Origin of the sequence: Streptomyces sp. NPDC048603 (assembly GCF_043199475.1) — a bacterium.
Taxonomy (GTDB): Bacteria; Actinomycetota; Actinomycetes; order Streptomycetales; family Streptomycetaceae; genus Streptomyces.
Map to the genome: position 1 here is coordinate 288,839 of NZ_JBICVY010000008.1, position 23,994 is coordinate 312,832.

A 23,994-nucleotide genomic window follows, 5' to 3' on the forward strand; every position below is an offset into this window, starting at 1 on the left:
GCAGATGACACGCTCGGAACACTCCCGCATGCCCGCAGTCCTGACCCGATTGCTCCTGGCGTTCCTGGCCGGCGCAGCCCTGGTGCTGGCCGGCCCGGGCGCCGCCCACGCCTCGCAGACCGTCGAGATCCCGGCCGCCGAACCGGGCGGCATCTCCGTGACGGCCCGCTTCCACTCGGCCGTCGTCCCGCAGGCCTACGATCCGGACCCGACCGCGGCCTACGGCCCCCGGCAGTGCCAGCTCCGTTACCACGAGTACTACGGGACACCCGGCTGTGGCGGCTTCCAGATCGGCTTCACCCTGCACGACCTGCGCAGCCGCCCCGGCTACCAGGCCGGCCTGTGGGCCGAGGACAGGAACTTCGACGCCTTCGCGGACACCGCCCGCACCTTCCGGTGCGTCCGGCCCGACGGCGGCTTCGACCCCGCCCACAACCTGGTCGTCCGCACCTCGCAGACCCCGCTGTCGGCCACCTACTACATGACCGACTCCAACTGGGTCATCTCGCAGCACCGGGCCTACCCCGACCAGGAGTTCGGCCCGCACTTCTATGTGAACTTCGCGCCGGTGGAGGTGTCCTGCCCCGCCGGGACCACGCCCACGCAGTACGGCCTCAAGGTCACCAACCTGCGGCTGACCATCGACGACCCGGCCGTGTACGGCCACCTCGGCTGGACCCACCCGGGCCCGTTCTACGCCTGACCGGCCCGTTCCCCGTCGCGGCGGGACCGGACACCGGTACCGGTACCGGTCCCGCCGTGGCCGACGTGGGCCAGGATCTGCTGGAGCAGGGCCGTCACATGGGCGTCGTGGAGTTCGTACGTCACGCTGCGGCCCGAGCGGCGGCCGGTGACCAGGCCGAGGTGGCGCAGCAGGCGGAGGTGGTTGGAGACCGTGGGCTGGCCGAGGGCGAGGTCGGCCGCGAGGTCGCCGACCGTGCGGGGGGAGTCCAGCAGATGCGCCAGGATGCGGATCCGGGCGGGGGAGGCCAGGCCCTGCAGGACCTCCGCGACGGCCTCGGCGTCCGTCTCCGGGAGCGTGGGTTCCATGGCCGAAGCCTAGGCGGTGGAGATCATGACGTCTACACGTTCACATATTTGGATGTGCTGATATATTGATGTCATGACTTCAGTGAGTGAGCACACCGCGCACCGGGTCCCGGACCCGGCCTGCGGGGCCTGCAGCGCCCGGGCGAACCCACCGCGCCGCGCCCCCAAGGCACAGGTCCAGCAGGCATCCCGGCCGCCGAACCACGAGCGCGCCGAGCTGGCCTTCGCCCTGGCCGCACTCGCCGCCTACCTCACCGGACTCGGCCTGGACCTCACCGGCAGCGGCGGAGCCCTCTCCTCCGGCCTGTTCACGGCCGCCTACGCCTTCGGCGGGTTCTTCACCTTCCGGGAGGCCCTCGCCGCCGTCCGCCGCGGCACCTTCCAGGTCGACTTCCTGATGCTCGTCGCCGCGGCCGGAGCCGCCGCCATCGGCAAGTGGGAGGAAGGCGCGGTCCTGCTGGTCCTCTTCAGCCTCGGTCACGCCCTGGAGAGCTACGCCATGGGGCGCGCCCGCCGCTCCGTCGAAGCCCTGGGCGAGCTGGCCCCCCGTACCGCGTGGCGGCTCCGCGAGGGCACCACCACCGAGCTCCCCGTCGAGGTCCCGATGGAGGTCCCCGTCGAGGACCTTGCCGTGGGCGACACGGTGCTCGTCCGGCCGCACACCAGGATTCCCGCCGACGGCCGCGTCACCTCCGGCACCGGCAGCATCGACCAGTCGGCCGTCACGGGGGAGAGCATCCCCGCCGACAAGCGCCCCACGGACCGCCCGGAGACCGCCCCCGGACCCGAGAACCTGGTCCACGCCGGGACGGTCAACGGATCCGGCACCCTCGAGATCGCCGTCACCCGCCTCGCCGCGGACAACACCCTCGCCCGCGTGCTCCGCCTGGTCCGGGAGGCCGAGGAGCGCAAGTCGCCCACCCAGCGGTTCACCGACCGCTTCCAGAAGGCCTTCGTACCGGCCGTGCTGGCGCTGGTCGCCGTCCTCCTCGCGGCCGGCACGCTCTCCGGCGAGCCCTTCAAGGACTCCTTCTACCGCGCCATGGCCGTGCTCGTCGCCGCCAGCCCGTGCGCCCTTGCCATCGCCACGCCCGTCGCCGTGCTCAGCGCCGTCGGGCGGGCCGCGCGGAGCGGCGTCCTCATCAAGGGCGGGGCCCCGCTGGAGGAGTTCGGCCGGCTCCGCACCCTCGCCTTCGACAAGACCGGCACCCTCACCGAAGGCAGGCCGCGGCTCACCGACGTGGAGCCCGCCGCCGGCGCCGGGCGCGCCGAACTGCTGCGCGCCGCCGTCGCCGTGCAGCGGCAGAGCGACCACCCGCTCGCCCGGGCCGTAGTCCGCGACGCCCCCGGCACCACCGCCCGGGCGGTGGACGTACGGGCCGTGGTCGGGCGGGGCGTCACCGGCGAACTCGACGGCAGCCCCGTCCACATCGGCAGCCTCGCCCACGCCGACACGCTCGACGGCCCGCCCGTACCGCCGCCGCTCCGCGCCCGCACCGGGGAACTCGCCGCCGCCGGCCGCACCACCATGCTCGTCCGGCACGGTGACCGCTGGCTCGGCGTCCTCGGCCTGATGGACGCCCCGCGCGAGGCCGCGGCCGGGACCGTCGCCGCACTGCGCGGCCTGGGCGTGACCCGTATGGTCATGCTGTCCGGGGACGACCGGCGGGTGGCCGGGGCCGTCGGCCGGGCGGTGGGCATGGACGAGGTCCGAGGCGGTCTGATGCCCGAGGACAAGGCGGCCGAGGTGGCCCGGCTCCGCCGGGAAGGGGGCCGTACCGCGATGATCGGTGACGGGGTCAACGACGCCCCCGCCATGGCCGGTGCCACGGTGGCCGTCGCGATGGGCGCGGCCGGCTCGCCGGTGGCCCTGGAGACCGCCGACATCGCCCTGATGTCGGACGACCTGCGCCGGCTGCCCTTCCTCACCGGCCTCAGCCGCCGGGCGAGCCGGATCATCAGGCAGAACCTCTGGCTGAGCCTGGGCATCGTCGCCGTCCTGGTCCCGGCCACCGTCCTCGGCCTGGGCATCGGACCGGCGGTCCTGGTCCACGAGGGCTCCACCCTCATCGTGGTCGCCAACGCCCTCCGCCTCCTCCGCCACCCCGACTGACCCGCTGCCCCTCCTGACCCTCGTCAGCCTCCGAGCCCGCTGCGGCCGGGCCGTCACACCGTGGCCCGGCCGCAGCGGGCCCGCCCGGCGGTCGCACGCATGTGCTGGTTAGGGTGCGGCCATGTACCGCACCCACATCGACGGCGTGCCCGTTCTGCGGCTGTCCGAGCCCGGACCGCTCCGGGCCACCCTCCGGTTCGGGGCCGGAGCCCGCGACGAGGACTTCCGTACGCTCGGGATCAACCGCCTGATCGCCGCCCTCGCGGTGCGCTGCACGGCACGGCCGGAGGGGGCGGTCCATGAGGAACCCGCCGGCACGGGAGCCGCCGCCGGCACGGAATCCGCCGGCACGGGAGCCGTCGGGGCCGCCGGTCCCGAGGAGACCCGGTTCGAGGTCTCCGGCAGCCCCGAAGAGGTGGCCGCCTGCCTGGAGTCCCTCTGCCGGGCCCTGTCCGACCTGCCGGCCGGGCGGCTCGGCGAGGTGGCGGACGTCCTCGACGGCGGAGACACCCGGTACCTCGACCCGCGGGCCGCCGTCGCCCTGAACACCCGGTTCGGTTCGCAGGCCGCAGGTCTGCACGGCCACCACCGTGACGGGGACCACCTGCCCACCGAGGACATGCTGCGGGCGCACGCGGCGGCCTGGTTCACCCGGTCCAACGCGGTCGTCACCCTGACGGGCCCCGTCCCGGCCGGGCTCCGCCTGCCGCTGCCCGGGGGCGAACGGCCGCGCCGGACCGCCCCCGTCGCCCGTTGCCCGCGCCCCTCCTGGACCTGCCGGGAGACGGACGGCGTCGCCCTGTCCACCGAGGCTGCGATCGGGTCCCTGGCTGCGGCGGCCGCCCACGGGCTCCTGCGGGAACGGGTGACCGCCGTCCTCTCGGGACGCCCGGGGACGTCCGCCCCGCCCGAGGAGACCACGGTGCTCCGCGACTCCGTCACCGTCGTCCGGCTGCTCCTCGCGGATGCCTCGGGAGACGACGCGGCGGCGGTGGCCGCAACGGTGTGGGCGGAAGCGCTGCGGCTGGCCCGGGAGGAGCCCGCGCCCGACGAGGTCGCCCGGCACATCCACCGGCCGGAGGGCGCCGCCGGGCGGCTGCGCACCCTGGAGGACGCCGCCCGCCACGAGCTGTTCGGAACCCCGTGCCTCGACCAGGGGAGCCTGAGCCGCGCCGGGGAGGCCGTCACCCCCGCGGACGTCAGCGACGCCTGGAGGCGGGCCCTGGCACAGGCGCAGGTGGTCGTGCCGGCACCGTTGGCCCTCGACCTCGCCGGACCGGACGGGCGCGTGCTGTGGGGCACCTTCTGCTGGGTCTGGGACGAACTGCCGCCGTGGGGAGAGGAGTTCCGCAGGCCCCGCCTGACCCGGATGCTCCGCCGGGACCCGGACGGAACGGACTGGGTGGTGCTGACACCCGACGCGGTGGTCTCCTGCCGTCCGGGCCGGATCCACGAACTGCGCTTCGAGGACGTCATCGCCCTGGAACGGTGGGGCACCGTGCGCAACCTGATCGGCAGGTGCGGCTGCAGCATCGGCATCGACCCGTCCTGGTACCGCGGCGGCGAGCGCCTGGTCCGCGCCGTGGACGAGGCCGTTCCGGCACACCTCGCCTTCGAGGCAGCGGATCCGGAAGAGAGCGCCTAGGGGGGTGTCTCGCCGATCACGCCGGGCTCGCGGCGTCTGGCACCGCGCTCCCCCGTTAGCCCTTCGGGCACGGGAGGTGCCCCCACGCCGCGTTGTCCTCAGTCGCCGATGTCCCCCAGCTGCCGCTGGGAGGTGCCCCCACCGCATCGACTCCATCGTCCGCCTTGCGATGCACGGCGCCAGACGCGTCCGTGACGGCACTCTGCCCGCTACTGTCCCCCTCGGTCGGCCCCGTGTGGACGTACTGGAACGAGACTGGCCACGGCGTCGACAGCCTCCGCCGTCGTATCGTGCGCCTCGGCCCGTCCGGCCGTCTCCGCGCTGCCGACCGGACCGTCTCCGCCCTACCGTGCGTTCAGCACGGACGCGACGACGTTGCCCGCCGGCCCGCTGCCGTAGCCGCCGGACTGGACGACCGAGCCGGCGGCCAGGTCGTCCGCGTAGCCGGTGAACCAGCTGTTGGAGTCGCTCTGCCCGTCGACCTCGGCCGACCCGGTCTTGGCTCCCTTGTCGCCGCTGACCGCGGACATCGCCTTGGCGGCGGTGCCGTCGGTCGCGGCGGCGCCCATCACGCTGCGCAGGGTGGCGGCCATGTTCCCGGGCAGCGGCTGGGCGGTGGTCAGCTCGCCCTTGATCATCTCCCTGGGCACGATCACCGGCTGGCGGAACGCGCCGTTTTTCACGGTCGCCGAGAGGGAGGCGACGCTGAGGGCGTTCATGGTGACCTTGCCCTGGCCGATGTAGGAGGCGGCCGTCTCGGGACCCTTCGAGACCGGGATGCGGGCGTCGGTGGAGACGATCCCGATGGACCACACCCCGCCCAGGCCGAAGTACTTGCGGGCCGTCTGGCTCAGGGCGATGTCCTCCACGCCCTTGGCGTTCAGCGGGCCCAGCGCCTTCATGAAGAAGGTGTTGCAGGAGCGGCGGAAGCTGTCCCGGAAGGTGCCGTTCGCGATGGAGAAGTTCTTGTTGTTGTGGAAAGTCCGGCCCGACCAGGTCACCTCCTTCGGACACTCGACCGGGGAGGTCGGTCCGCCGACCAGGCCGTGCTCCAGCATCATCGCCGCGGTCACGACCTTCATCGTGGAGCCGGGGGCCTGCGCCCCCTCCATCGCCACGTTGAACCCGCCGGCCGGGCTGTTGGCGACCGCGCTGATCTCGCCGGTGCTGGGCCGGACGGCGACCACCGAGGCCCGGTCGTACTTCTTCACCGCCTGCTCGGCGGCGGCCTGTACGTCGGCGTCCAGCGTCGTCTGGAGCTTCTTCGTCTTTCCCTTGGCGAGGGTGAGCAGCGTCCGGTTCGGCGCACCGGCGTCGGCCGGCTCGATCCAGGTCTCGACGCCGGGCTCGCCCGCGGCCCCGTCCGCGTACCGGGTACGCAGGGCGTCCAGCACGGGGGCCAGCGACGGGTACTTCTCGGCGGTCAGCTCCCGACCCTCGCGGTCCACCGCCTGGATCGTCTTCGCCTCACCGGTCCGCAGGGTTGCGCCCTCGACCAGCCCCGGGTGCAGCACCGTCGGCCGCCAGTCCACCAGCGCCCGCCCACTGCTCTTGCCCCGCACCACGGTCAGCTCCGAGGCGTACGCCAGCTCCTTCTCGTGCCCCTTAAAACTGATGGTCGCCTTCACCGTGTACGGCACCGTGGCGCCGCTCGCCGCGCCCGGCGTGACCACGGCGTTCTCCACATGCCCGGTCTCCCGGAAGCCGCGCAGCGCCTCCGCGGCCGCCGCCGGGTCGTCGGTCAGCGTCCCCGCAGCGTCCGCGTCCCCGCGGGCCCACGCCGACAGGAAGTCCCGCGATGTCCGCTCGACCTCCTTGGCAGTAACCTCCCCGGACCCGGACGCGTTCAGCGTCGCGGCGTCCGCGCCACCGAGGCCCGCACCATCCGAGTCCCCGCCCAGCATCTCGTAGCCCGCGAACCCCACCCCGCCCGCCACCAGGACGAACACGCCGCCGACGAAGGCGGTTTTCACTCCGCTGCGCATGGTGCAGTCCCTCCCCAAGAGCCCCGTACGGACGACCCGGCGTACGAACGATGTTCACTTGAACATGTTCAAGACATAGATACGTGTGCACTCTACGGGGTCGTATGTCACCCCTGAGCCGCCAGAGCCGATCGTTACCCGACCGGAACGCACGAATCGTGCCTTACGCGGACTCAAGCCGCGAAGCGACCATCCGCGCACGTAGTCCCGCATCCGGCGGCGGGGTTCGACGCGGCCGAAGTGGTGCCCGATGGTGGTGAAGAGGTGGTCCAGGTTTCGGTCCCAGGCCTCGGCCTGATCGGTGATCATGACCCGAGGCTTCCCCGACCCGGGGTGTTCACGTCGTCGTGGGCACTCCTTCGAGGGGCCGGAGGGCAGAACCCGTCCGTGACGGCACTCTGCCCGCCACACTCCCACCGCCCGACGTTTCCCCAGGTCAAACCACGAAGTACTGCTGGAGTACTAGCCGGGTGGCGGTTCCACCTCCAGGAAGCGACGGCCGTGGGGGCCGCGGTAGAGGAGTGACTGCCAGCCGAGTTCTGCCAGGCGGTCCGCGCAGGCGGCCAGCCGGCGCGCCTCGTCGGATCCGGCGCCGCTGCCGGGTGGGCCGACCCACTCGACCCTGACCCCGCCAGGAGTCCCGCCGGGAGTGGCGAGGTAGCCGGTGGCGGTGCGGCGGCCCGTCGCCGGGTCGACTGCGGAGGGCGGGAAGCCGGACGCCTCCAGGGCCAGGGGGACTGCCTGCAACGGGCGTTCCCGCTCCCAGGCCGCCGGTCCCTCGGTCCGCATGACCCGGCGGATCTGCCGGAGGCCCTCGAAGGCGGTGCGCACCTCCGCCGCGCGCCGTCCGGCCGTACCGGGCGAGGGCGGCGGGCCGTCCCCGGTGGCCGCCTCGAAAGGCCCCGCGCCCGGCCCGGTTCCCGTACCGGACCCCGCCCCGTCCCCGGCTGCCGTCCCCATGTCCGTACCACCTCCGCGTCCGCATGCCCGGACCTGCACACCTGCACACCTGCACACCCGCGCATCTGAGTATGTGGTGCCGAACGGACTGAGTACGCACCCCGATTCCCGGCCGCGGGACCGCTGGTCGAATGATCTCCATGAACCGCATCTCCGGCAGGGCCCGTTTCCTGCGCGCCTCCCGGCCGCAGCCGTCGCCGCGCGTCCGGCAGGTCACCGTCGCGGGACGGGCCCTCGCCACCGCGCTGCTTCCCCTGGCCCTGGGGGTGTTGCTGGCGAGGGCCGCGGCCGGGGACCCGATGACCCCGGTGAACGCGCTGATCACCAACGGTGCCCAGCGGGCCCGGGTGTCACCGGCCGAGTGGCGGCGCTGCGGCCGGGCCGCCCTGCGCCGCGGCGCCCTCCGGAGCGACCGCGACGGCGACGGTGGCCGTGACCGCGGCCGCGGCCGCGGGCGCGGCCGTCCCGGGGGCGGTCGGCGCGGCCGCGTCCTCGGCCTGGTGCGCGGCGGGGGTCAGTCCGCCGCGGTGACCGGCTCCTGCAGTTCCGTCACCCACTCGGCCGGGTCCTCCGAGTAGTGCAGCGTCACCTCCCGCGCGTACCCCGTGGACCGGTAGCCGTTCTCGCCGATCCACTGCGCCAGCGCCTGGACGGTGGGCAGTACGCCGTCCATGGCCCCGCGGTGCACGATCGTGGCGGCCCGCTCGACCGCGGGCAGCACGACCACCGACACCCCCTCGGCCGCCGGCGCGTCGGCGGCGACCGGAAGTCCCGCGTGCACCGTGATCGCGCCGTCCGGCCCGGCGTCCTCGTAGTACGCGGTTCCCGGGCCGGACGGGGCGGCTCCGGCAGCCTCCAGCCGGGCGCACAGCTCCTCGAACAGCGGGCCGATGACCGGGCCGATCTGTTCCGGTTCAAAGCCGGGCGCGGTGGCCGTCAGCTCGGCGAGCCGGACCGCGGGCAGACTCTTCAGGACGATGTCCTCGGTGGGCATGGAACCCTCGCTCTCGATGAGCCGGAGCCTCGTCTCGACCCGGGCCAGCCGGGTGGCCGCCTCGGCCACGGCCGTCTCCAGCTCCGCCCGCCGCAGCCGCAGCATGCCGCGCAGTTCCTCCGGCCCGACCTGTTCGTCGAGGATCGCCTGCACCTGCTGCAGGCCGAAGCCGAGGTCCTTGAGCGCGATCACGCGGTTGAGGCGGGCGAGCTGGTCGGCCCGGTAGAAGCGGTACCCGCTGGCCGGGTCCACACGGGCGGGCGGCAGCAGCCCGATGGCGTCGTAGTGACGCAGCATCCGGACCGACACCCCGCCGTGCTTGGCGAAGTCTCCGATGGTGAACATGACGCGCTCCACTCCATGCCCTCACACGGTGAGAGGGTCAAGTCCCCATCCTGGGGCCCTCGCCCGCCCGTTCCGGGCGGGGGGTGGCCGGCGCCGGGCGGTCAGCGTCCGTACTGCCCCACGCACAGGTCCACCACCGAGGGCGGAACGGTGCCCTCCGCCGCTCCGCACACGTCCTCCATGCCGTACGGCTGCCCCGCGCCGGCCCCCGGGACCGGCAGGTGACGGTGGGCTCCCGCCGGCGGACGAGGGTGCGCCTTGCGGGGTGCCGCCGGGCGCGCGGGGCGCCGGGCCCCGGCCCCCGGCGGCGCCGGGCGGGTACCGGCGCGCGGCGGCTGCGGGTCCTCCGGGTGCCCTGGTTCCGACTGCCCCTGCCGGCCGTGCCGCTCCTGCTGCCCGCCGTCCGGCTCCGGCAGGCGGTCGAGCGGAAGCGCCGGCGGCGCGGCCGACGGCCCCGGCTCCGGCGCACCACCGGGCGGCACCGCGGTCACGGCCCCGGCCGGCGGCACCCCCCGGGGACCGGCGGACACGCACCCGGCACTGGCGAGGAGCACGGCGAGGGACAGGGTCAGGCGGGCGGCCCGGCGCAACTGCATCGCACCACCATGCCGTACCGTCGCCCACCCGTGCCGCATTCCGTCACGCCTGTGGGTGATACCGGCGGAATCGGGGCAGGGGAACGACTGTTCGCCGTAACACCGGATCCGCCGCACCGGATCCACCGCACCGGAGATCCGTCCCGACGGATCACGTACCGCAGTGGAGAGTCCGCGCATGACCACATCCGCCCCGCCCACCCCCACCAGCCCGCTCAGAGCCTGGTCCGCGGTGTTCGCCGCGTCCCTGAGCATCTTCTGCGCCATCACCTCCGAGCTCATGCCGGTCGGCCTGCTCCGGCCCATGGGCGCCGACCTGGAGGTGTCCGACGGAACCGCGGGCCTGATGATGACCGTCCCCGGGCTGGTCGCCGCCGTCTCGGCCCCCTTGGTCACGGTCGCCACGGGGCGGGTGGACCGACGGCTGACGCTGTGCCTGCTGATCGCGCTGATGGCCGTCGCGAACCTGGCCGTGGCGGTCGCCCCGAACTTCCCCGTGGTACTCGCCGCCCGGGTGCTGACGGGGGTGAGCGTGGGCGGGTTCTGGGCGATAGTCGGGGGACTGGCCATGCGGCTGGTCCCGGAACACCAGGTCGGCCGCGCCATGGCCGTGATCTTCGGCGGGACTTCCGCCGCCTCGGTGCTCGGCGTCCCCGCCGGCACCCTGATCGGTGAGGTCAGCGGCTGGCGGGCCGCCTTCGCGGCCGTCGGCGGGCTGGCCCTGCTGACTCTGCTCGCCCTGTCCCTGCTGCTGCCGCCGCTGCCGCCCCGGCGGGCGGTCACCTTCGCCGAACTGCCCTCCCTGCTGCGCCGCCACGCGGGCGTCCGGGCCGGGGTCATCGTCACCTTCCTCCTGGTCACCGGCCAGTTCACGGCGTACACGTTCGTCCGGCCGGTGCTCCAGGACGTCTCCGGCGTGGCGGCCGGCCTGATCAGCCCCCTCCTGCTGGGCTACGGCCTCGCGGGGCTGGCGGGCAACTTCCTGTCCGGGACCCGTGAGGCCCGCCGCACCCTGCTGGTGATCAGCCTGGCTCTGACCGCCGTCCTGCCGTTGCTCGCCCTGCTGGCCCACCCGGTCGCCGGGGGAGTGCTGGTGGTGCTGTGGGGCCTGGCGTTCGGAGGGGTCTCGGTCAGCGTGCAGAACTGGATGAACCAGACCGCCCCGGAGTCGGTCGAGGCCGCCTCCTCGCTGATGGTGTCCATGTTCTGCCTGGCCATCGCCGCCGGAGCGGTGATCGGAGGGTTCGCGGTCGACGGGATCGCCGTCGGGGCTGCCCCGGCGGCCGGTGCCGTCCTGACCCTGCTCGCCGCCGTCACCATCCTGGTCACCCGGCGGGCGCGGAGCGGAAGGGCGGAGTCCGCCCAGGTCGGCAGGAATCGGGACACCCTGCAGGGTGAGGACCCGGCACGGGTTTGACCTCGGCTCCGGGGTGCGCAAGAGTGCGGCTCCGTGTCCCAGCAACGTGACGAGAGCGGAGCCGTCGTACCCGACGGCCCTCTCGTGCGCCCGTACGCACCGGCCTCGGTCCGGCCCGAAGCGGAAGCCGACGGGCCGTCCCCTGCGAACGACCCGGTGGACCCGTGGCCGGCGCCCTGGCCCGGGCCGCTGTCCGGACCGGAGCAGTTCCCCGCAGCCGCGTCCGGAACGTCGTCCGGAACCTCGTCCGGCACTGCGCCCGGGACCGGGCCCGTGCCGGGAGCCGTCCCGGGTCCCTCGTCCGCGCCGGAGTACGTACACGGTGTCGGTCCGGGGCACGAGTACGGGTACGAGTACGTGGCCGGGCACGAGCCCGCGGCCGCCCATGGGCGCGAGTACGAGCCCATGGCCGGGTATGGTCCCGGGCCCGTGACGGGATGGCCGTCGGCGTCGGCGTCGGGGTCCACGGCCGCGGTGGCCGGCGGGGACGCGACGGACGCGACTCGGCTCGTGGCCGGGTTCGGGCCCGGGGCGGCACCGGGGGGCCGGCCGCCCGAGCCGCCGTCCACGGCCGCGGCGGAGGCCGGGGACCACATGGCCCGGCCCCGGTCCGGCACCGCCGGAAGCGGCGCGCGGGCGGCGGGCCGGGAAGCCTCCGAGCGGCGCGCACGCCGTACCCCGTTGGTCGTCCTGGGCCTGGTGGGGCTCGTCGGGGTGGCCGGGCCGTTGTTCCTGCTCCAGGCCACGGAGGCGGAGCCGGAGCGGCCGAAGGCCACCGGCCCGCTGCCGATGAGCCGCGTCCCCGGCCTGCTGGGCGGCGGCGGTGCCGACCCGACCGAGCCCTCCGCCGGGCTCACCGCCACCCCCTCCGCCGCCTCGCCCTCGGCGTCCTCGGCCGCGCCGAGCGGCAGCGCCACGGGCAAGGGATCGCCCTCGGCGAAGCCCGGCCCGTCCCGCCCCGGCCCGTCGCAGGCGTCCGGCACGCTCCGGCTCGGGGCCAACGGTGCCGAGGTGAGCGCCCTGCAGCAGCTGTTGTTCGGCCAGGGGTTCACCTACGTCTCCACCACCGGGGTCTACGACAAGGACACCCAGCGCGGTGTACGCCAGTTCCAGCGGGACCGCGACCTGCACGACGACCCGGCCGGCGTGTTCGGTCCCGCCACCCGCAAGGCCCTCGGCGGTCCCTGAGCGCCTGCCGGCGCCCACCGGGCGGCCGGGCGCCGCTCAGCGGCCCCCGGACACCCGGAGCACCGTCCCCGTGGTGTACGAGGCCTCCGGCGACAGCAGCCAGGCGACCGCCGCCGCGATCTCCCCGGGCGCGCCGGGCCGTCCCAGCGGGATGGAGGCGGCCGCCTTGGCCGGCCGGTCGGGATCGCCCATCGCCGCGTGCATGTCCGTCTCGATGATCCCCGGGGCCACCGCGTTGACCCGGATGCCCGACGGGCCCAGCTCCTTGGCCAGCCCCACGGTCAGCGCGTCCGTCGCCGCCTTGGTCGCCGCGTAGTGCACGTAGTCGCCGGGGCTGCCCAGGGTCGCCGCGGCCGAGGACAGGTTGACGATGGCACCGCCGCCCGTGGCCGTCATGTCCCGGGCCGCCCGCCGGCAGCACAGCAGGTACCCGAGCAGGTTCACCTCCACCACCCGTCGCAGGTCCTCGGTCCGGGCCTCGGCCAGCCGGCCCAGCGGCCCGGTCACCCCGGCGTTGTTGACCAGTCCGGTCACCGGCCCGAGTTCGGCCGCGGCCCGGTCGAACAGCCGGTCCACGTCGGCCTCCACGGAGGTGTCCGCCCGGACCGCCACGCACCGCGCGCCGGCCGCCCGTACCGCCTCCGCGGTGGAGTCGGCTGCCGCCCGGTCCCGGACGTACCCGAGGAGCAGGTCGTGTCCGTCCTCGGCCAGCCGTACGCAGGTGGCCGCGCCGATGCCGCGGCTGCCGCCGGTGACGAGGGTGACGGGACGTGACATCGGCGGTGTTCTCCGGATGGTCGGTGGTCGGACGGATCCCGGGGAGTCTAGACGGCGTCCACGGCGGAATGGGCGAGGCGGGGACCGGGATCGTTACAGCGGTACGGCCACCACCGTCGACGAGGTCGCCGGATCGCTCCAGTCCGCGTCGAAGCGGGCGTTGACCACGTACAGCCGGCCCGCGTACACCGCCGCCGTCGTCGGCTCGTCGAAGCGCGGATCGGTGATCCGCCGCACGAACCGCGCGCGCCCGCCGTCGGGGGCGATCCGGAACACGTCAACCGCGTAGGCCCAGTTGCGCACCACGTAGAGGGTCCGGCCGTGTACGACCAGGCCGTCGCCGTTCTTCGCCGATCCGCCGCCCTCCAGCACCGTACGCTTGGCCCTGCCGGTCCGCGGGTCCACCCGGAACAGGGCCTCCGCGTGGTTGCTCACCACCAGCAGGGCCCGTCCGTCCGGGGTCCGCTCGATCCCGTTCGAGCCCCAGTGCTGCCCGCCGGGCGGGAGGGGTACCCATTCCCCGCCCAGCGGGAGCGTCGTCGGGGCGCCGGCCCCGAGCGGCAGCCGGTACAGGACGTCCTTGAAGGAGTCGGTGAACCAGGCCGCGCCGCACCCCACCACCACGTCGTTGACGAACCCGGCTGCGCCGTCCGCCCGGTGCACCGCCAGGACCCGGCCGGACCGCCGGTCCACCACCCGCATTTCGCCACCGGCCCCGCCGGCGACCAGCAGCCGCCCGTACGGATCCACCTTCATCCCGACCGCGGCCGGGCCACCGCCCCGGCTGATGATCCGGCCGTCCCCGGTGGCCGGCTCGAAGGCGTACAGCGAACCGTCCAGCAGGGAACCGGTGTACGCCGTGCCGTCGGCGGCGACCGCGATGCCCTCGGGCTGGAAACCGGGAGCGACGGCTATGGTGTCCGGCCACGTGCCGCCGTTGGACGCGTGGGCGGCGGACGGCAGGACGGGGCCCAACAGGGCGGCGCCGCCGACCGCCGCGGCGGCACCGAGGACGGAACGGCGGGAGACGGAACGGTGGGAGGCGGAACGGTGGGAGGCGGAACGTGTCACGGTGCGGATCCTTCCGGCGAGGGGGAACTCCGGGACGTGAATGCGCTGACGCGTGGCACTTCAGCACATAGCAGAGCGGAAAACCGGTCGCCCAGCGGAAAACGGCCGATCAAAGTGAGGTCCATGTCGACCTTGCGAGTAACCGCCGAAGTCCTGACCGTCCACGAACATCCCAACGCAGACGCCCTCGAACTGGCCCAGGTCGGCCTCTATCGAGCCGTCGTCGCCAAGGGCCGCCACCGCACCGGGGACATCGCCCTCTACATACCCGAACAGGCCGTCCTGCCCGATGAGCTGATCGAGGAGCTGGGGCTCACCGGCCGCCTCGCCGGGAGCGCCGCCAACCGTGTCAAGGCCGTCCGGCTGCGGGGGGAGCTGTCCCAGGGCCTGGTATGCGTACCCGCCGCGCTGGCGGGCGTGGACCTGGAGCTCGCGGCGAAGGAGGGCACCGATTTCGCGGAGCTGCTCGGCATCACCAAGTGGGTGCCCCCGGTCCCGACCACCATGAACGGTGACGTCGAGTCCGCCCCCGATCTGCTGCCCTGGGTCGACATCGAGAACCTGCAGCGCTACCCGCACATCTTCGAGCCGGGTGAGCCGGTCGTGCTGACCGAGAAGCTGCACGGCACGGCCTGCCTGGTGACGTACCTCGCCGAGGAGGGACGGGTGCTGGTCTCCTCCAAGGGCTTCGGCTCCAGGAACCTCGCGCTCAAGGAGGACGAGCGCAACGTCTACTGGCGGGCGGTGCGCGCCCACGGGGTCCCCGAGGCCGCGGCCCGGCTCGCCGAGCGGCTCGGCGCGAGCCGGGTCGGGATCTTCGGCGAGGTGTACGGGGCGGGGGTGCAGGATCTGTCCTACGGTTCCGACGCCCGCACCGAGGGCCCGGGCCTGGCGGTCTTCGACGTGTCGGCCGACATCGACGGCCAGGTCCGCTGGCTTGACGCGGCAGCCCTGCTCGACGGTGAACTGCCGCTGGTGCCCCGGCTGTTCGAGGGGCCGTACGAGCTCGACACGGTGCTGGAACTGGCCGGCGGCCAGGAGACCGTGTCCGGCCGGGCCGTGCACCTGCGCGAGGGCGTGGTGATCCGCCCGGCCACCGAGCGGTACAGCCCGGTGACCGGCGGGCGGGCCATCGCGAAGGCCGTCAGCCCGGCCTACCTCACCCGCAAGGGCGGCACCGAGTACGAGTGAGGCGGGGCCGGGGCGAGGGCGGGCTCCGGCCCGCCCGCCCTCACTCGTCGTTGGCCGGCAGGCTGTCCATGAAGGAGCTCACCGAGAACACGGCCCGTCCCGGACCGGCCGGGCCGTACCCGGGCGGGGAGCTCAGCCCGAACTCCTCCATCGTCGCCCGGTACTCCTGCAGCAGCCGGATGTGGTACTCCAGGGGCGCGCCCTGCGGGTTCGCCTTGCCCAGCGGGGTGGTCGGCTCCGGGCACCAGGTGGTGAACCGCGGGGTGATCCCGCGCGACATGAAGAAGCGCAGCCCCTCCACGGTCGAGTCGATGGCCTCGTCGACGGTGGTGAAGCCGAACGGCTCGGCCATCTCCACGCCCGCCACGAAGTTCGGGATCACGTTGCGCGCGCCGAACACCTCGGCGGACTCCAGGATCCGGCGGTGCCACTCGTCCCGCCCGATGTACTGCTCCTTGCCGGGGCAGTACAGCTCGAACAGCCGGCGGTCCCACACCTCGTAGTTGGGGTGGTAGATCCGCACGCCGTAGTCGTAGAACCGCTGCACGTCCTCTCGGGGCAGGGCCTGTGCGACCACCTTGCCGGTCCAGCGGCCCGGGAAGCGCTCCTCGATGGCCTTCGCGTACTGCCCGTAGAAGTCCGCCTCGTCCTTGCCGCCGACCTGCGAGGTGATGGCCCCGCCGGTGAGGGTGTACGCCTTGGAAGCCTTCGCGGTGTCGTACTTGTCGATGATCTCCAGGGCCTCGAGGATCTCGTCGAGCTGCTTGACCCCGGTGTAGGGGCGGCCGGCCGCCTTGTGCTGGCGCCAGTTGTGGTTGATGTCGCAGTACTGGCACTCCTGCTTGGCGCCGAAGTACTGGCAGACCCGGAACACGGTCAGGTAGATCAGGTAGCCCCACTGGATGGTGGGCGCCACCTCCATCACGGACTTCCCGTTGCTGAGCTTGTGCCGGTAGTACTCGGGCATCGGCGGGAGCCCTACGTCCGCGATCCGCGCGCCGTCCAGCCACAGCCCGAGCATGCCGTCCTCACCGGCCGCGACCCGGTACGGGGAGGCCGGGTTGACGCGGACGGACACCACCGTCCGGCGCAGGTCGTACGGGCCGCCGGTGAGCACGATCTCCTCCGGCGGGCGGCGCAGCGCGGCCGCGCCGAGCTCGGGCAGGGTGCGGTGGTCGAAGGAGAAGATGAAGTACGACTTGGGCTTGACCTCACCCGACTCGTTGTCGCTGAGCGCGGATTCGTCGAAGGCGATGCCGCCGCGCAGCAGGTCCTCCTTGATCACGGCTTCGCGCGGAACCAGCGGGAAGCGCGCCATCAGCGACTCGATGGTGTCGGTACGACGCGGTGCTGCGGGGGTGTGCGGGGTTGCCGCGATGTCTCCGGTCACCCCACCAGGAATATCAGCCCGGGTTTGCCCGGCTTACGGCGGGTCCGTGAACGGTCAGGCGTCCCAGGGCAGCCGCACGGCCTCGATCGAGGGGTCCGAGAGGAGGGCGGCGACCAGCGCGGGCGGCCCGGCGACCTTGGTGCCCCACAGGTCCCAGTCGGTGTAGGTGACCCAGGACCGGTCGGCCGGCCAGACGTTGGACGGGGTGCCGAGCACGCCCGGGTAGTCGTACAGGGCGCGGGCGTCGCCCAGCCGGCCGGTGACCACGCAGTGGGCGCGGATGTCCTCCCACTGCTGGGTCAGGAACGGGCAGAAGTAGGCGAAGCAGCGGGTGTCCGCGCCGTCCCGGCTGTGCGCCGTGAGCAGGTCCACCAGGCGGTCCCAGGTCGGCCGGTCCAGCCCGCCCTCGGTGGGCGGCCGGATGCCGGCCGGCCAGCTGCCGTCGTCGAGGGCGGCGTCGGGCGCGCTGCGGTGCGAGGGCGGCATGCCCTCCACGACGACGGGCCCGCCGGTCCGGGCGGCCAGCTCGGACCAGCGCAGCCGCCGCCAGCCGGGCCCGGGCCGCTCGGCCCGCCCGAGCCGGGCGCCGGTGGCGACGCCGTGCGGGAGCCGGCTGAAGTCCACGCCGCCGACGCCGAGCGGGATCTCGATGTCCCCGGCGGCGATGTCGGCGCGCAGCAGTTCGTCGTGCGAGACGACACCGGGGCCGATCTCGCTCTCGTACATGTCGTGCAGCACCCAGGCGGCGTCAGGGCGGCCGGGCACGGGGAAACCGGGGATGCCGTCGTCGTCGCCGAGTCCGCCGAGCCAGTCCGCTTCCGCGGAGGCCGCGGGGGACCAGAGTTCACCGATGCCGGGCATACGCCCATCCTGCCACCCGGTCCGGCGACGCCTCCGCCGAGGTCTGGGCGGGCGCTCTGCGGGGCTCTGCCCCGTCCCGCCGGGGCGCGGGTGCGCCTCGGCCGAGGTCTGGGCGGGCGTTCCGCGGGGCTTTGCCCACCCTGCCGGGGGTGTGGGCGCGGCTCTGCCGGAGGTGTGGGCAGGCGTTCCGCAGGGCGGAACGGGTGGGCACACCGGAACGCCGCTCCGCAGGCAACGCTCGCGCCCCACCGAAGCGATGGCCGGGCTCGGCCGCAGCCGCTGCCCCGGGCCCGGGCGGGGCTCCGCCCCCGGCACCGCCCCGGAGCGGAGCTCCGCCGGAGCGGGGCCCGACCCCGAAGCCGGGCCGGGGTGCGGGCACACGCTGCGCGACCGGCGCGGGCCGGTGTGCCGTGTGCCCACCCGTGCCGCCCTGCGGCACGCCTGCCCACACGGCGCGGGGTGCGGCCGCCCCGCCCACCACGGCCGAGGGAGTGGCCGGCATGCACGCGGCGCGGGGTGTGGCTGCCCCGCGCATCGCGGTCAGGGGAGTGGCCGGCATGCACGCGGCGGCGGGGTGCGGCTGTCCGGCACATCGCGGCCGACCCGCGCGCACGGCCGTGGCGGTCGGCGCTACGGGAGGGACGGGAGGTCGCCGCCGGCGACGCGGGTGACCTCCACGCCGCGCAAGTCGCGGGCCCAGGCCAGGGCGAGGGCGGTGAGGTCGGCCTCCATCGGCGGCGTGCGGCCCAGCCCGATCGCGAAGCGGGCCGAGACCGGGCCGCTCCGGAACGGCCGCGGCCACGCGTGCGCGTCGGGCACGCCCGCCTCCTCGAGGGCGGTCAGCAGGGCCCGGGTCCGCCCCCGCACCCGCCCCAGCAGGTCGTCGAACTCCGCCGGGCTGTGCCCCCGTACGGACACCACGGCCCAGGCCGCGTGCCGCCGGTGCAACGGCGGCGGTGCCCAGAGTGCGCCGGAGCCGCCGGCACCGGCACCCGCATCCGCACCCGCACCGGCATCCCCATCGCCCTCCAGCGCCTCCCAGGCCTGGTACAGCTCCTGCACCAGCAGGTCCCGGAAGCCGGGGCCCACCTGAGTGGTGCAGCTGCGGACCGGGGCGGTGGGGGTGAGCACCGTCACCGGCGCGTCGGGGTACGCCGCCCCGGGCGTGCCGGTGAGGGCCACCGGCCGGCGCCAGTCCCAGGCGGCCCAGCGGGCGAAGAACTCCCGCAGCAGGCCCTCGCCGTCCGCCGCCGGGTCCGCCTCCAGCACCGTACGGGCCGCGAGGACCGACCAGGCCAGTCCCGGAAGGCCGCCGTGCGGAGCCGAATCCAGGCCGCGGACCCGCGCCCAGCCCTTGACCCGGCGGGCCAGGTGCTCGAAGGAGGGTGCCCGGCCGGCCACCGCCGCCCGGACGGCATCCGCGTCCGAGAGCGCGCTGAGCGCGACCGCCGCCGCCTCGCCCAGCGATGCCCGGTCCGCGACCGCCCGGGCCGGATCCACCGCTCCGGTGCCGACCAGCACCAGGTCGACGGCCAGTCCGCCCACGGCGAAGCGCAGCCCCGGCACCCGGGCGCCCTGCACCCGTCGCAACCGGTCCGCCTCCGGCAGCGCGGCGGCGATCCGTGCCTCCGTCATGCCGTCGTCCGCTGCACCGGGCACCGCCGCCACCAGGTCCAGGTCGGCGCCGGGCAGCGAGCACCCCATCCGCCGGGATCCGGCCACTTCCACGGTCCCCGCGCCGAGCGCCGCCGCGACCCGGGCGGTCACGGTGTCCACGACCAGGGCCTCCGCCTCCCCGGGCCCGGCCGGATCCAGAACAGCCGGTTCCGGAACGCCCCGTCCTGGAACGGCCAGATCCAGAACGGCCAGATCCAGAACGGCCAGATCCGGAACGGCAGGATCCGGGACGGCCGCCCCGGCCTCCCGCGCCCAGCGGACGGCGCCCGTGCCCAGGGCGACCGTGGCGCGCACGCGCATCGGCTCGGTTCCGCGCCGCGACAGCAGGACCAGTTCCCCGGCCCGGGTCGGGGGCAGCGCCGCCAGCCGCTCCCCGCACTCGGCGGCGACCCGCTGCCAGTCCGGCGTACGGCCCAGCGACAGGTGCGGGGTGAAGCCCACGGCCTGGCCCCGGCAACGGGGGAAGCGGGCCGCCAGGGCCGCCCGCAGTTCCTGCCACGGAGCCTCGCCGGCACCGGTGGGGTCGAGCCAGACCGTCGCGTCCTCGCGGTGCCCGAAGGTGTGCACCCCGCCCCACCGCACCGGGAACCCGTCCGTCGCCACGGCCGCCTCGGCGACCAGCGGCACCGCCCGGTCGAACTCCGCTTCCGGTACGAAGCCGAAGAGCAGGTTGACGTGCGGCGGCCAGCGGTCGACCTGCGGGTCGTACGCCCGGCGCAGTTCCTGGACCGCGGGCCACAGCCCGGCCGGGGGAAGCCAGGCGAGAGCCGTCCGCGCCGTCCCGGGCACGTCCAGAACAGCGAGTGCGTCCGGGACTTCCCGGCCCTCTGCCCCGGCAACGGGTCCCGTGCCCGGCCCGTCGAGCATCAGGTCCGCGCGCACCCCGTAGTGGTCCGAGACGAACAGGCCGTCCCGCCCCGGTACCTCGCCCAGCAGCCCGGCGCCCGCCACCCGCGCGGCGCCCCGCAGCAGGATCCGGTCGAGCCGGGCCGACCGGCCGCTCAGCGAGGACACCGCGGCGAGCGGGTTCACCGCCGGGTCGAAGGTCGGCGTGCGGTCGTCCGCACCGTGTGCCTCCGTCCAGGCGTCCCGCAGGCCCAGCCGCCCCGCCGGCCCCTCGGGGCCTTCCCGGCCGTCGTTGAAGTCGCCCAGGAGCACGAGTTCCGTGTCGACCGCGCCCAGCCCCTCGGCCAGCCGGGCCAGTTCGGCGGCCCGCCGTCCCGCCCCGTCCTCCGAGTGGTCGCTGCTGAGGTGGGCCGCGGCCACCACCACCGGCCCGGCGCCGGTCTCCACCGCGATCGCGGCGACGGCCTTGTGCGGGCCCAGCACGTGCCCGCCGGCCTCCTTCACCGGGAGCCGGCTGAGCAGCAGCACCCCGCTGTCGGCCACGTCCGCGCCGGCCGGGTGGGTGCCGAGCGTGTATCCCGCGCGGACCCAGTCCGCGGCCAGCAGCATCTCCAGCAGGGCCGGTTCCACCTCCTGCAGTGCGAGGACGTCCGCGTCGGCCGCAGCCAGGGCGGCCAGCAGCCGGGGCCGACGCACCGCGGTGTCGATCCGGTCGGCGTCGTACCGGTCCCACAGGGTGTTCCAGGTCAGCACCCGCAGCGAGCCGGCGGATGAGGCACGTGGCGCCGGCGCCGGGGCCCACCGTCCGGCCGCCGGGTCCCAGGCGTGGGGGGTGCGCGCCGTGAAGAACGGAGCGGGCAGCCGCAGCGGCTCCCGCACCCGCCCGGCGTCCGACCGGCCGACCACGTCCAGGCCGCTGGCCCGGTCCCACACCAGCTGCCCGTCGGCCTCCACGAACAGCACCCGGTGCCAGGGGATCTCGCCGCCCGGCACGAACGAGGGGAGCGGAACCCGCTTGGGCCCGGCACCGCGCTGGTGCAGGCCCAGGACGAACCGCGCCGCATCGAAGCGCGGGTCCCAGCGCACCTGGTGGTAGATCTCCTCGCTGGTACGCATCAGTTCCTCACGCCCCGATCGTGCCGTGTGCCGTCGTGTGCCCAGGGCTCCGTGTCCTGTCCGTCCCCTCCGGCCGGTCCCGAGTCCGGTCCCGGTCCCGGTCCCGCCGGGTCGGCCAGTCCACCGGCCCGGTCCCCGATCCGGCCGTCCGGGCCGGCGTACCAGGTGCGGTGCGCCCGCCCCGGATACGGCGGGCTGAACCGGCGCAGCTGTCCCGCCAGCACCTCCGGCGGCACCGGATGCGGCCGGACGCCGTTGCGCAGTACCAGTTCTTCCTCGTCCACCACCATCACGACCTGGGTGACCAGGGCGTCCCGGCGCCGCGCCACCCCGAGCACCAGGCCGCGCTGCTGCTCGGTCAGCGAGGTGGCGTCCCACACCACTGTGCCCCCGCGGGCCAGGGCGCTGTCCAGCCGGTCCAGACCGGCCCGCAGCACCTCCGCGTTGGCCCGCTGGTCGGCGCGGTCGCCGCGCGCCGAACGCAGGTCGTCCAGGGAGACGTACGCGTCGACGCCGGGCAGGCCGCGCGCCACCGTGCTCTTGCCGCTGCCCGAGGGGCCGACCAGCTGGAACAGCCGCGGGAATGCCCCGTCCCGCCAACGCCAGGTCGCCGCGACCGCCTCCCCGACGGTCCGGACCCCGCCCCGGGCGCACGCCTCCCGGGCCTCGGCCCAGCACCGGTCGGCCGCGTCGGGGTCCCGGAGGGCCAGGTCCGCCAGTGCCTCGCGCAGCCCGGCCCGCAACGGCTCCAGCGGAGGCCCGTCCAGCAGTCCCTCGTCCTCCGCGTACAGGGCAGACCAGTCGAGCCGCTCGCGCGCGGCGACCGTATCGGGGTCCCCGCCCGGTGCCCCGGCCAGTACGGCGCCGGACACCGCGTGCAGCACACCGAGATCGGCGGCGGCGGACAGCCGCAGCAGCCCGCCCCGGCGCTCCTCGTCGGCGAAGGGCCGCTGCGGGAGCGGGTACAGCCCGACCAGGTCGGCCACCCGGCGGGCCAGTGGCAGGCCGAGCGGCCCGGCCAGCGCGGCCGCGAGGGTGCCGCGTGGCCGGTCGTGCAGCGCGGCCGCCAGTACGCCGGCCAGCCGGTCGTCCCCGGTCCGCCCGAGCAGATCGAGCCGGCCGGCCGCGTCGCGCACCACCGAGTCGCGGTCGACCGCGTCGCGCTCGACCGGGTCCCGGCCGTCGAGCCCCACCGCAGCCGAGAGCGCGACCGGGTCGGGCTCGGCCCCGGACCGGACGGCCCACAGTGCGGCGGCCGGACCCAGCCCGTTCTCGACCACGGCGGCGTGCATCCAGTGCGTGTCCGTCCGCACGTGCCCGGTCCGCACCCACTTGGCCACCCGCCGGCCGAAGTCGCCCTGCCCGAAGCCCTCGACGGTCCGGACGACGTACCCCTCCTGCCGGGCCGTGTTCAGCCGGAGCCTGCGCAGCACCCGTTCGTCGAACACCCCGCGCCACAGCACCCGCGGCACCGGCACCCCGAGCGCCCGCAGGAATCGCACGGTCGCGTCCCAGTCGAGGCACCGGCCGGTGCCGTCCCACACCGAGAACCCGTAGAACCAGCTGTCGAGTTGCTCGTAGGCGAGGGAGTGCCGGGCGTACATGTTCTCCCCGCACACCCGCCAGCCCGCCGGGATGCGGTCGCCGATCCGGCCCTGCAGGCCCTTCACCCAGGCCCGCGACGGATGGTGCCCGGAGTCCAGCGACCGGGCGTGCAGCCCGTCCGCGTAGAGGGTGGTGTTCTCCCCGTCGAGCTTCTCGGTGACCACGACCTCGCGCCCGGCGAAGCCGGACAGGTCCCCGGCCCGGACATCATCCGACGACGCCCCCGGCGACCACGGCAGATGCGGCGTCCGGGGATAGTGCGTACGCATGATGACCTGCTCTGTTCCGGCGCCGATGGGTGTCGGGCCACTCTAGGAATCGGGAACGGGGCGGAGCCACCCATTAACCGCGGGTCCGGCGGGCCCGCACCGGTCCACGGCGCTCGCGCCGACTACAGTCGCGTCAGGAGCAGCCGCGCCGAAGGGGGAGTCATGGCCAAGGTCAGCATCAGCCTGGACGCCGAGCTGGTGGTGGAGGTGATGGTGCTCGCGGGTGTGGGCTCGCCCCAGGACGTGGTGGAGGTGGTCGTCCGCGACTACATCGAGCGCGCCCACCGCACGGAGGCCCGCATCGAAGTCAAGGACCACCGCCACCACCACGCCACCCCTCCGCCGCCGAACCCGGAACAGGGCTAGGTGTGCGGTCCGGCGGGTCGGCAGCAAGTCCTGCCCGGACCCCCCGGGCGCGCGGCGCGCACGGCGTGGCCGCGATCCCCTCCGCGCTGCCGCACACCCTCTCCGCGTGGCTGTGCTCCAACGGCCGGGCCAGGAGGATGGAGAGGTCCGGGAACCGGACCTTGAGCGAGGCCTGCGAGAGACGGGAAGACGATGGCTGCAGTGCTGTCACTGACCTGGGCCGGGGTGACCCCCGAGCAGTACGAAGCGGTGCGCGAACAGGCGCGCTGGGAGGAGCAGGTGCCGCCCGGACTGGTGCTGCACGTGGCATGGTTCGAGGGCGGGGCCCTGCGCGTGACGGACGTCTGGAACCGCCGGGAGGACTTCGAGAGCTTCTTCGCCGAACGGCTCGCGCCCGCCGTGGAGAAGGCCGGCATCTCCGGTGCGCCGGCGAGCGACTTCCTGCCCCTGCACAGGCGCTTCGTGGCCGCCGGCGTCACCGGCGCCGGCTAGGTCCTCGAGCCGGCCGGCAGCGGCCTTGCCGCGCGGCAAG

21 protein-coding genes are annotated in these 23,994 nt (G+C 74.9%); 9 read left to right on the plus strand and 12 right to left on the minus strand.

The annotated features are described in order from the left end of the window. Positions 1–28: 28 nt before the first annotated feature. Complete coding sequence (locus tag ACGFQ9_RS21685; RefSeq protein ID WP_393575730.1) at positions 29–703, plus strand: hypothetical protein; 675 nt, start codon at positions 29–31, stop codon at positions 701–703. On the opposite strand, the gene ACGFQ9_RS21690 is transcribed toward ACGFQ9_RS21685, so the two are convergent. After that, on the minus strand, positions 694–1,050 hold the full coding sequence (locus tag ACGFQ9_RS21690; protein ID WP_393575731.1) for an ArsR/SmtB family transcription factor: 357 nt from the start codon (positions 1,048–1,050) through the stop codon (positions 694–696). The two genes, ACGFQ9_RS21685 and ACGFQ9_RS21690, sit on opposite strands and share 10 nt — an antisense overlap. 73 nt (positions 1,051–1,123) lie before the next feature. Between ACGFQ9_RS21690 and ACGFQ9_RS21695 the strand changes: the two genes are divergently transcribed. Continuing rightward, entirely contained in the window at positions 1,124–3,163 is a 2,040-nt protein-coding gene (locus tag ACGFQ9_RS21695; protein ID WP_393575732.1) for a heavy metal translocating P-type ATPase, read from the plus strand. 121 nt (positions 3,164–3,284) lie between these two features. Then, positions 3,285–4,808: a hypothetical protein gene (locus tag ACGFQ9_RS21700; protein ID WP_393575734.1), complete on the plus strand. Its 1,524-nt coding sequence runs from the start codon at positions 3,285–3,287 to the stop codon at positions 4,806–4,808. A gap of 344 nt (positions 4,809–5,152) precedes the next feature. Here ACGFQ9_RS21700 and ACGFQ9_RS21705 read toward each other — a convergent pair whose 3' ends face one another. From ACGFQ9_RS21705 to ACGFQ9_RS21715, 3 genes are all read right to left on the minus strand, one after another. Beyond that, positions 5,153–6,793: a penicillin-binding transpeptidase domain-containing protein gene (locus ACGFQ9_RS21705; protein ID WP_393575735.1), complete on the minus strand. Its 1,641-nt coding sequence runs from the start codon at positions 6,791–6,793 to the stop codon at positions 5,153–5,155. A 54-nt stretch (positions 6,794–6,847) separates the two neighbouring features. Beyond that, positions 6,848–7,102: a hypothetical protein gene (locus ACGFQ9_RS21710; RefSeq protein WP_393575736.1), complete on the minus strand. Its 255-nt coding sequence runs from the start codon at positions 7,100–7,102 to the stop codon at positions 6,848–6,850. 153 nt (positions 7,103–7,255) lie between these two features. Then, entirely contained in the window at positions 7,256–7,753 is a 498-nt protein-coding gene (locus ACGFQ9_RS21715) for a hypothetical protein (protein ID WP_393575737.1), read from the minus strand. A 140-nt stretch (positions 7,754–7,893) separates the two neighbouring features. Between ACGFQ9_RS21715 and ACGFQ9_RS21720 the strand changes: the two genes are divergently transcribed. Further along, positions 7,894–8,331 carry a hypothetical protein gene (locus tag ACGFQ9_RS21720; RefSeq protein ID WP_393575738.1) on the plus strand — a complete coding sequence of 146 codons (438 nt, stop codon included), beginning with the start codon at positions 7,894–7,896 and terminating at the stop codon, positions 8,329–8,331. On the opposite strand, the gene ACGFQ9_RS21725 is transcribed toward ACGFQ9_RS21720, so the two are convergent. Beyond that, positions 8,268–9,092 carry a MerR family transcriptional regulator gene (locus tag ACGFQ9_RS21725; RefSeq protein WP_393575740.1) on the minus strand — a complete coding sequence of 275 codons (825 nt, stop codon included), beginning with the start codon at positions 9,090–9,092 and terminating at the stop codon, positions 8,268–8,270. The genes ACGFQ9_RS21720 and ACGFQ9_RS21725 overlap by 64 nt on opposite strands. 101 nt (positions 9,093–9,193) lie before the next feature. Next, positions 9,194–9,688, minus strand: a complete 495-nt coding sequence (locus ACGFQ9_RS21730; protein ID WP_393575741.1) for a hypothetical protein — start codon at positions 9,686–9,688, stop codon at positions 9,194–9,196. A gap of 178 nt (positions 9,689–9,866) precedes the next feature. Between ACGFQ9_RS21730 and ACGFQ9_RS21735 the strand changes: the two genes are divergently transcribed. Together ACGFQ9_RS21735 and ACGFQ9_RS21740 are read left to right on the plus strand one after the other, a co-directional pair. Further along, positions 9,867–11,105, plus strand: coding sequence for an MFS transporter (locus ACGFQ9_RS21735; RefSeq protein ID WP_393575742.1), 1,239 nt, complete (start codon positions 9,867–9,869; stop codon positions 11,103–11,105). A 33-nt stretch (positions 11,106–11,138) separates the two neighbouring features. Beyond that, positions 11,139–12,293, plus strand: a complete 1,155-nt coding sequence (locus tag ACGFQ9_RS21740) for a peptidoglycan-binding protein (protein ID WP_393575744.1) — start codon at positions 11,139–11,141, stop codon at positions 12,291–12,293. 36 nt (positions 12,294–12,329) lie between these two features. Here the strand turns inward: ACGFQ9_RS21740 and ACGFQ9_RS21745 are convergent, their stop codons facing one another. Together ACGFQ9_RS21745 and ACGFQ9_RS21750 are read right to left on the minus strand one after the other, a co-directional pair. Continuing rightward, entirely contained in the window at positions 12,330–13,070 is a 741-nt protein-coding gene (locus ACGFQ9_RS21745; RefSeq protein WP_393575746.1) for an SDR family NAD(P)-dependent oxidoreductase, read from the minus strand. A 93-nt stretch (positions 13,071–13,163) separates the two neighbouring features. Further along, positions 13,164–14,141 (minus strand): SMP-30/gluconolactonase/LRE family protein, encoded by a 978-nt coding sequence (locus ACGFQ9_RS21750; protein ID WP_393575747.1) that lies wholly within the window; start codon positions 14,139–14,141, stop codon positions 13,164–13,166. Positions 14,142–14,264: 123 nt separating this feature from the next. Here ACGFQ9_RS21750 and ACGFQ9_RS21755 point away from each other — a divergent pair, with 123 nt between their 5' ends. Next, a complete protein-coding gene (locus ACGFQ9_RS21755) occupies positions 14,265–15,332 on the plus strand; it encodes an RNA ligase (ATP) (RefSeq protein WP_393575748.1) in 1,068 nt (355 codons plus the stop codon). Between the two features lie 40 nt (positions 15,333–15,372). Here the strand turns inward: ACGFQ9_RS21755 and ACGFQ9_RS21760 are convergent, their stop codons facing one another. The 4 genes from ACGFQ9_RS21760 to ACGFQ9_RS21775 form a co-directional block, all read right to left on the minus strand. Beyond that, a complete protein-coding gene (locus tag ACGFQ9_RS21760; protein ID WP_393575996.1) occupies positions 15,373–16,650 on the minus strand; it encodes a radical SAM protein in 1,278 nt (425 codons plus the stop codon). 126 nt (positions 16,651–16,776) lie between these two features. Continuing rightward, positions 16,777–17,583, minus strand: a complete 807-nt coding sequence (locus ACGFQ9_RS21765) for a hypothetical protein (protein ID WP_393575749.1) — start codon at positions 17,581–17,583, stop codon at positions 16,777–16,779. A gap of 630 nt (positions 17,584–18,213) precedes the next feature. Next, positions 18,214–21,222, minus strand: a complete 3,009-nt coding sequence (locus ACGFQ9_RS21770; RefSeq protein ID WP_393575751.1) for a poly(A) polymerase — start codon at positions 21,220–21,222, stop codon at positions 18,214–18,216. After that, positions 21,222–23,096: an RNA ligase family protein gene (locus tag ACGFQ9_RS21775; RefSeq protein ID WP_393575753.1), complete on the minus strand. Its 1,875-nt coding sequence runs from the start codon at positions 23,094–23,096 to the stop codon at positions 21,222–21,224. Before ACGFQ9_RS21775 ends, ACGFQ9_RS21770 begins: the two co-directional genes overlap by 1 nt. A 162-nt stretch (positions 23,097–23,258) precedes the next feature. Between ACGFQ9_RS21775 and ACGFQ9_RS21780 the strand changes: the two genes are divergently transcribed. Together ACGFQ9_RS21780 and ACGFQ9_RS21785 are read left to right on the plus strand one after the other, a co-directional pair. Beyond that, complete coding sequence (locus tag ACGFQ9_RS21780; RefSeq protein ID WP_393575755.1) at positions 23,259–23,462, plus strand: DUF2191 domain-containing protein; 204 nt, start codon at positions 23,259–23,261, stop codon at positions 23,460–23,462. A gap of 192 nt (positions 23,463–23,654) precedes the next feature. After that, entirely contained in the window at positions 23,655–23,954 is a 300-nt protein-coding gene (locus tag ACGFQ9_RS21785; RefSeq protein ID WP_393575757.1) for a hypothetical protein, read from the plus strand. The last annotated feature ends 40 nt before the right edge of the window (positions 23,955–23,994 follow it).

Bases quoted from the DNA above. Each gene is read 5' to 3' on its own strand.
- ACGFQ9_RS21695 (WP_393575732.1), top strand. From the start codon at position 1,124: ATGACTTCAGTGAGTGAGCACACCGCGCACCGGGTCCCGGACCCGGCC.
- ACGFQ9_RS21770 (WP_393575751.1), bottom strand. From the start codon at position 21,222: ATGCGTACCAGCGAGGAGATCTACCACCAGGTGCGCTGGGACCCGCGC.
- ACGFQ9_RS21685 (WP_393575730.1), top strand. From the start codon at position 29: ATGCCCGCAGTCCTGACCCGATTGCTCCTGGCGTTCCTGGCCGGCGCA.
- ACGFQ9_RS21745 (WP_393575746.1), bottom strand. From the start codon at position 13,070: ATGTCACGTCCCGTCACCCTCGTCACCGGCGGCAGCCGCGGCATCGGC.
- ACGFQ9_RS21755 (WP_393575748.1), top strand. From the start codon at position 14,265: ATGTCGACCTTGCGAGTAACCGCCGAAGTCCTGACCGTCCACGAACAT.
- ACGFQ9_RS21715 (WP_393575737.1), bottom strand. From the start codon at position 7,753: ATGGGGACGGCAGCCGGGGACGGGGCGGGGTCCGGTACGGGAACCGGG.
- ACGFQ9_RS21780 (WP_393575755.1), top strand. From the start codon at position 23,259: ATGGCCAAGGTCAGCATCAGCCTGGACGCCGAGCTGGTGGTGGAGGTG.
- ACGFQ9_RS21735 (WP_393575742.1), top strand. From the start codon at position 9,867: ATGACCACATCCGCCCCGCCCACCCCCACCAGCCCGCTCAGAGCCTGG.
- ACGFQ9_RS21765 (WP_393575749.1), bottom strand. From the start codon at position 17,583: ATGCCCGGCATCGGTGAACTCTGGTCCCCCGCGGCCTCCGCGGAAGCG.
- ACGFQ9_RS21775 (WP_393575753.1), bottom strand. From the start codon at position 23,096: ATGCGTACGCACTATCCCCGGACGCCGCATCTGCCGTGGTCGCCGGGG.
- ACGFQ9_RS21760 (WP_393575996.1), bottom strand. From the start codon at position 16,650: ATGGCGCGCTTCCCGCTGGTTCCGCGCGAAGCCGTGATCAAGGAGGAC.
- ACGFQ9_RS21730 (WP_393575741.1), bottom strand. From the start codon at position 9,688: ATGCAGTTGCGCCGGGCCGCCCGCCTGACCCTGTCCCTCGCCGTGCTC.
- ACGFQ9_RS21720 (WP_393575738.1), top strand. From the start codon at position 7,894: ATGAACCGCATCTCCGGCAGGGCCCGTTTCCTGCGCGCCTCCCGGCCG.
- ACGFQ9_RS21785 (WP_393575757.1), top strand. From the start codon at position 23,655: ATGGCTGCAGTGCTGTCACTGACCTGGGCCGGGGTGACCCCCGAGCAG.
- ACGFQ9_RS21725 (WP_393575740.1), bottom strand. From the start codon at position 9,092: ATGTTCACCATCGGAGACTTCGCCAAGCACGGCGGGGTGTCGGTCCGG.
- ACGFQ9_RS21710 (WP_393575736.1), bottom strand. From the start codon at position 7,102: ATGATCACCGATCAGGCCGAGGCCTGGGACCGAAACCTGGACCACCTC.
- ACGFQ9_RS21705 (WP_393575735.1), bottom strand. From the start codon at position 6,793: ATGCGCAGCGGAGTGAAAACCGCCTTCGTCGGCGGCGTGTTCGTCCTG.
- ACGFQ9_RS21700 (WP_393575734.1), top strand. From the start codon at position 3,285: ATGTACCGCACCCACATCGACGGCGTGCCCGTTCTGCGGCTGTCCGAG.
- ACGFQ9_RS21690 (WP_393575731.1), bottom strand. From the start codon at position 1,050: ATGGAACCCACGCTCCCGGAGACGGACGCCGAGGCCGTCGCGGAGGTC.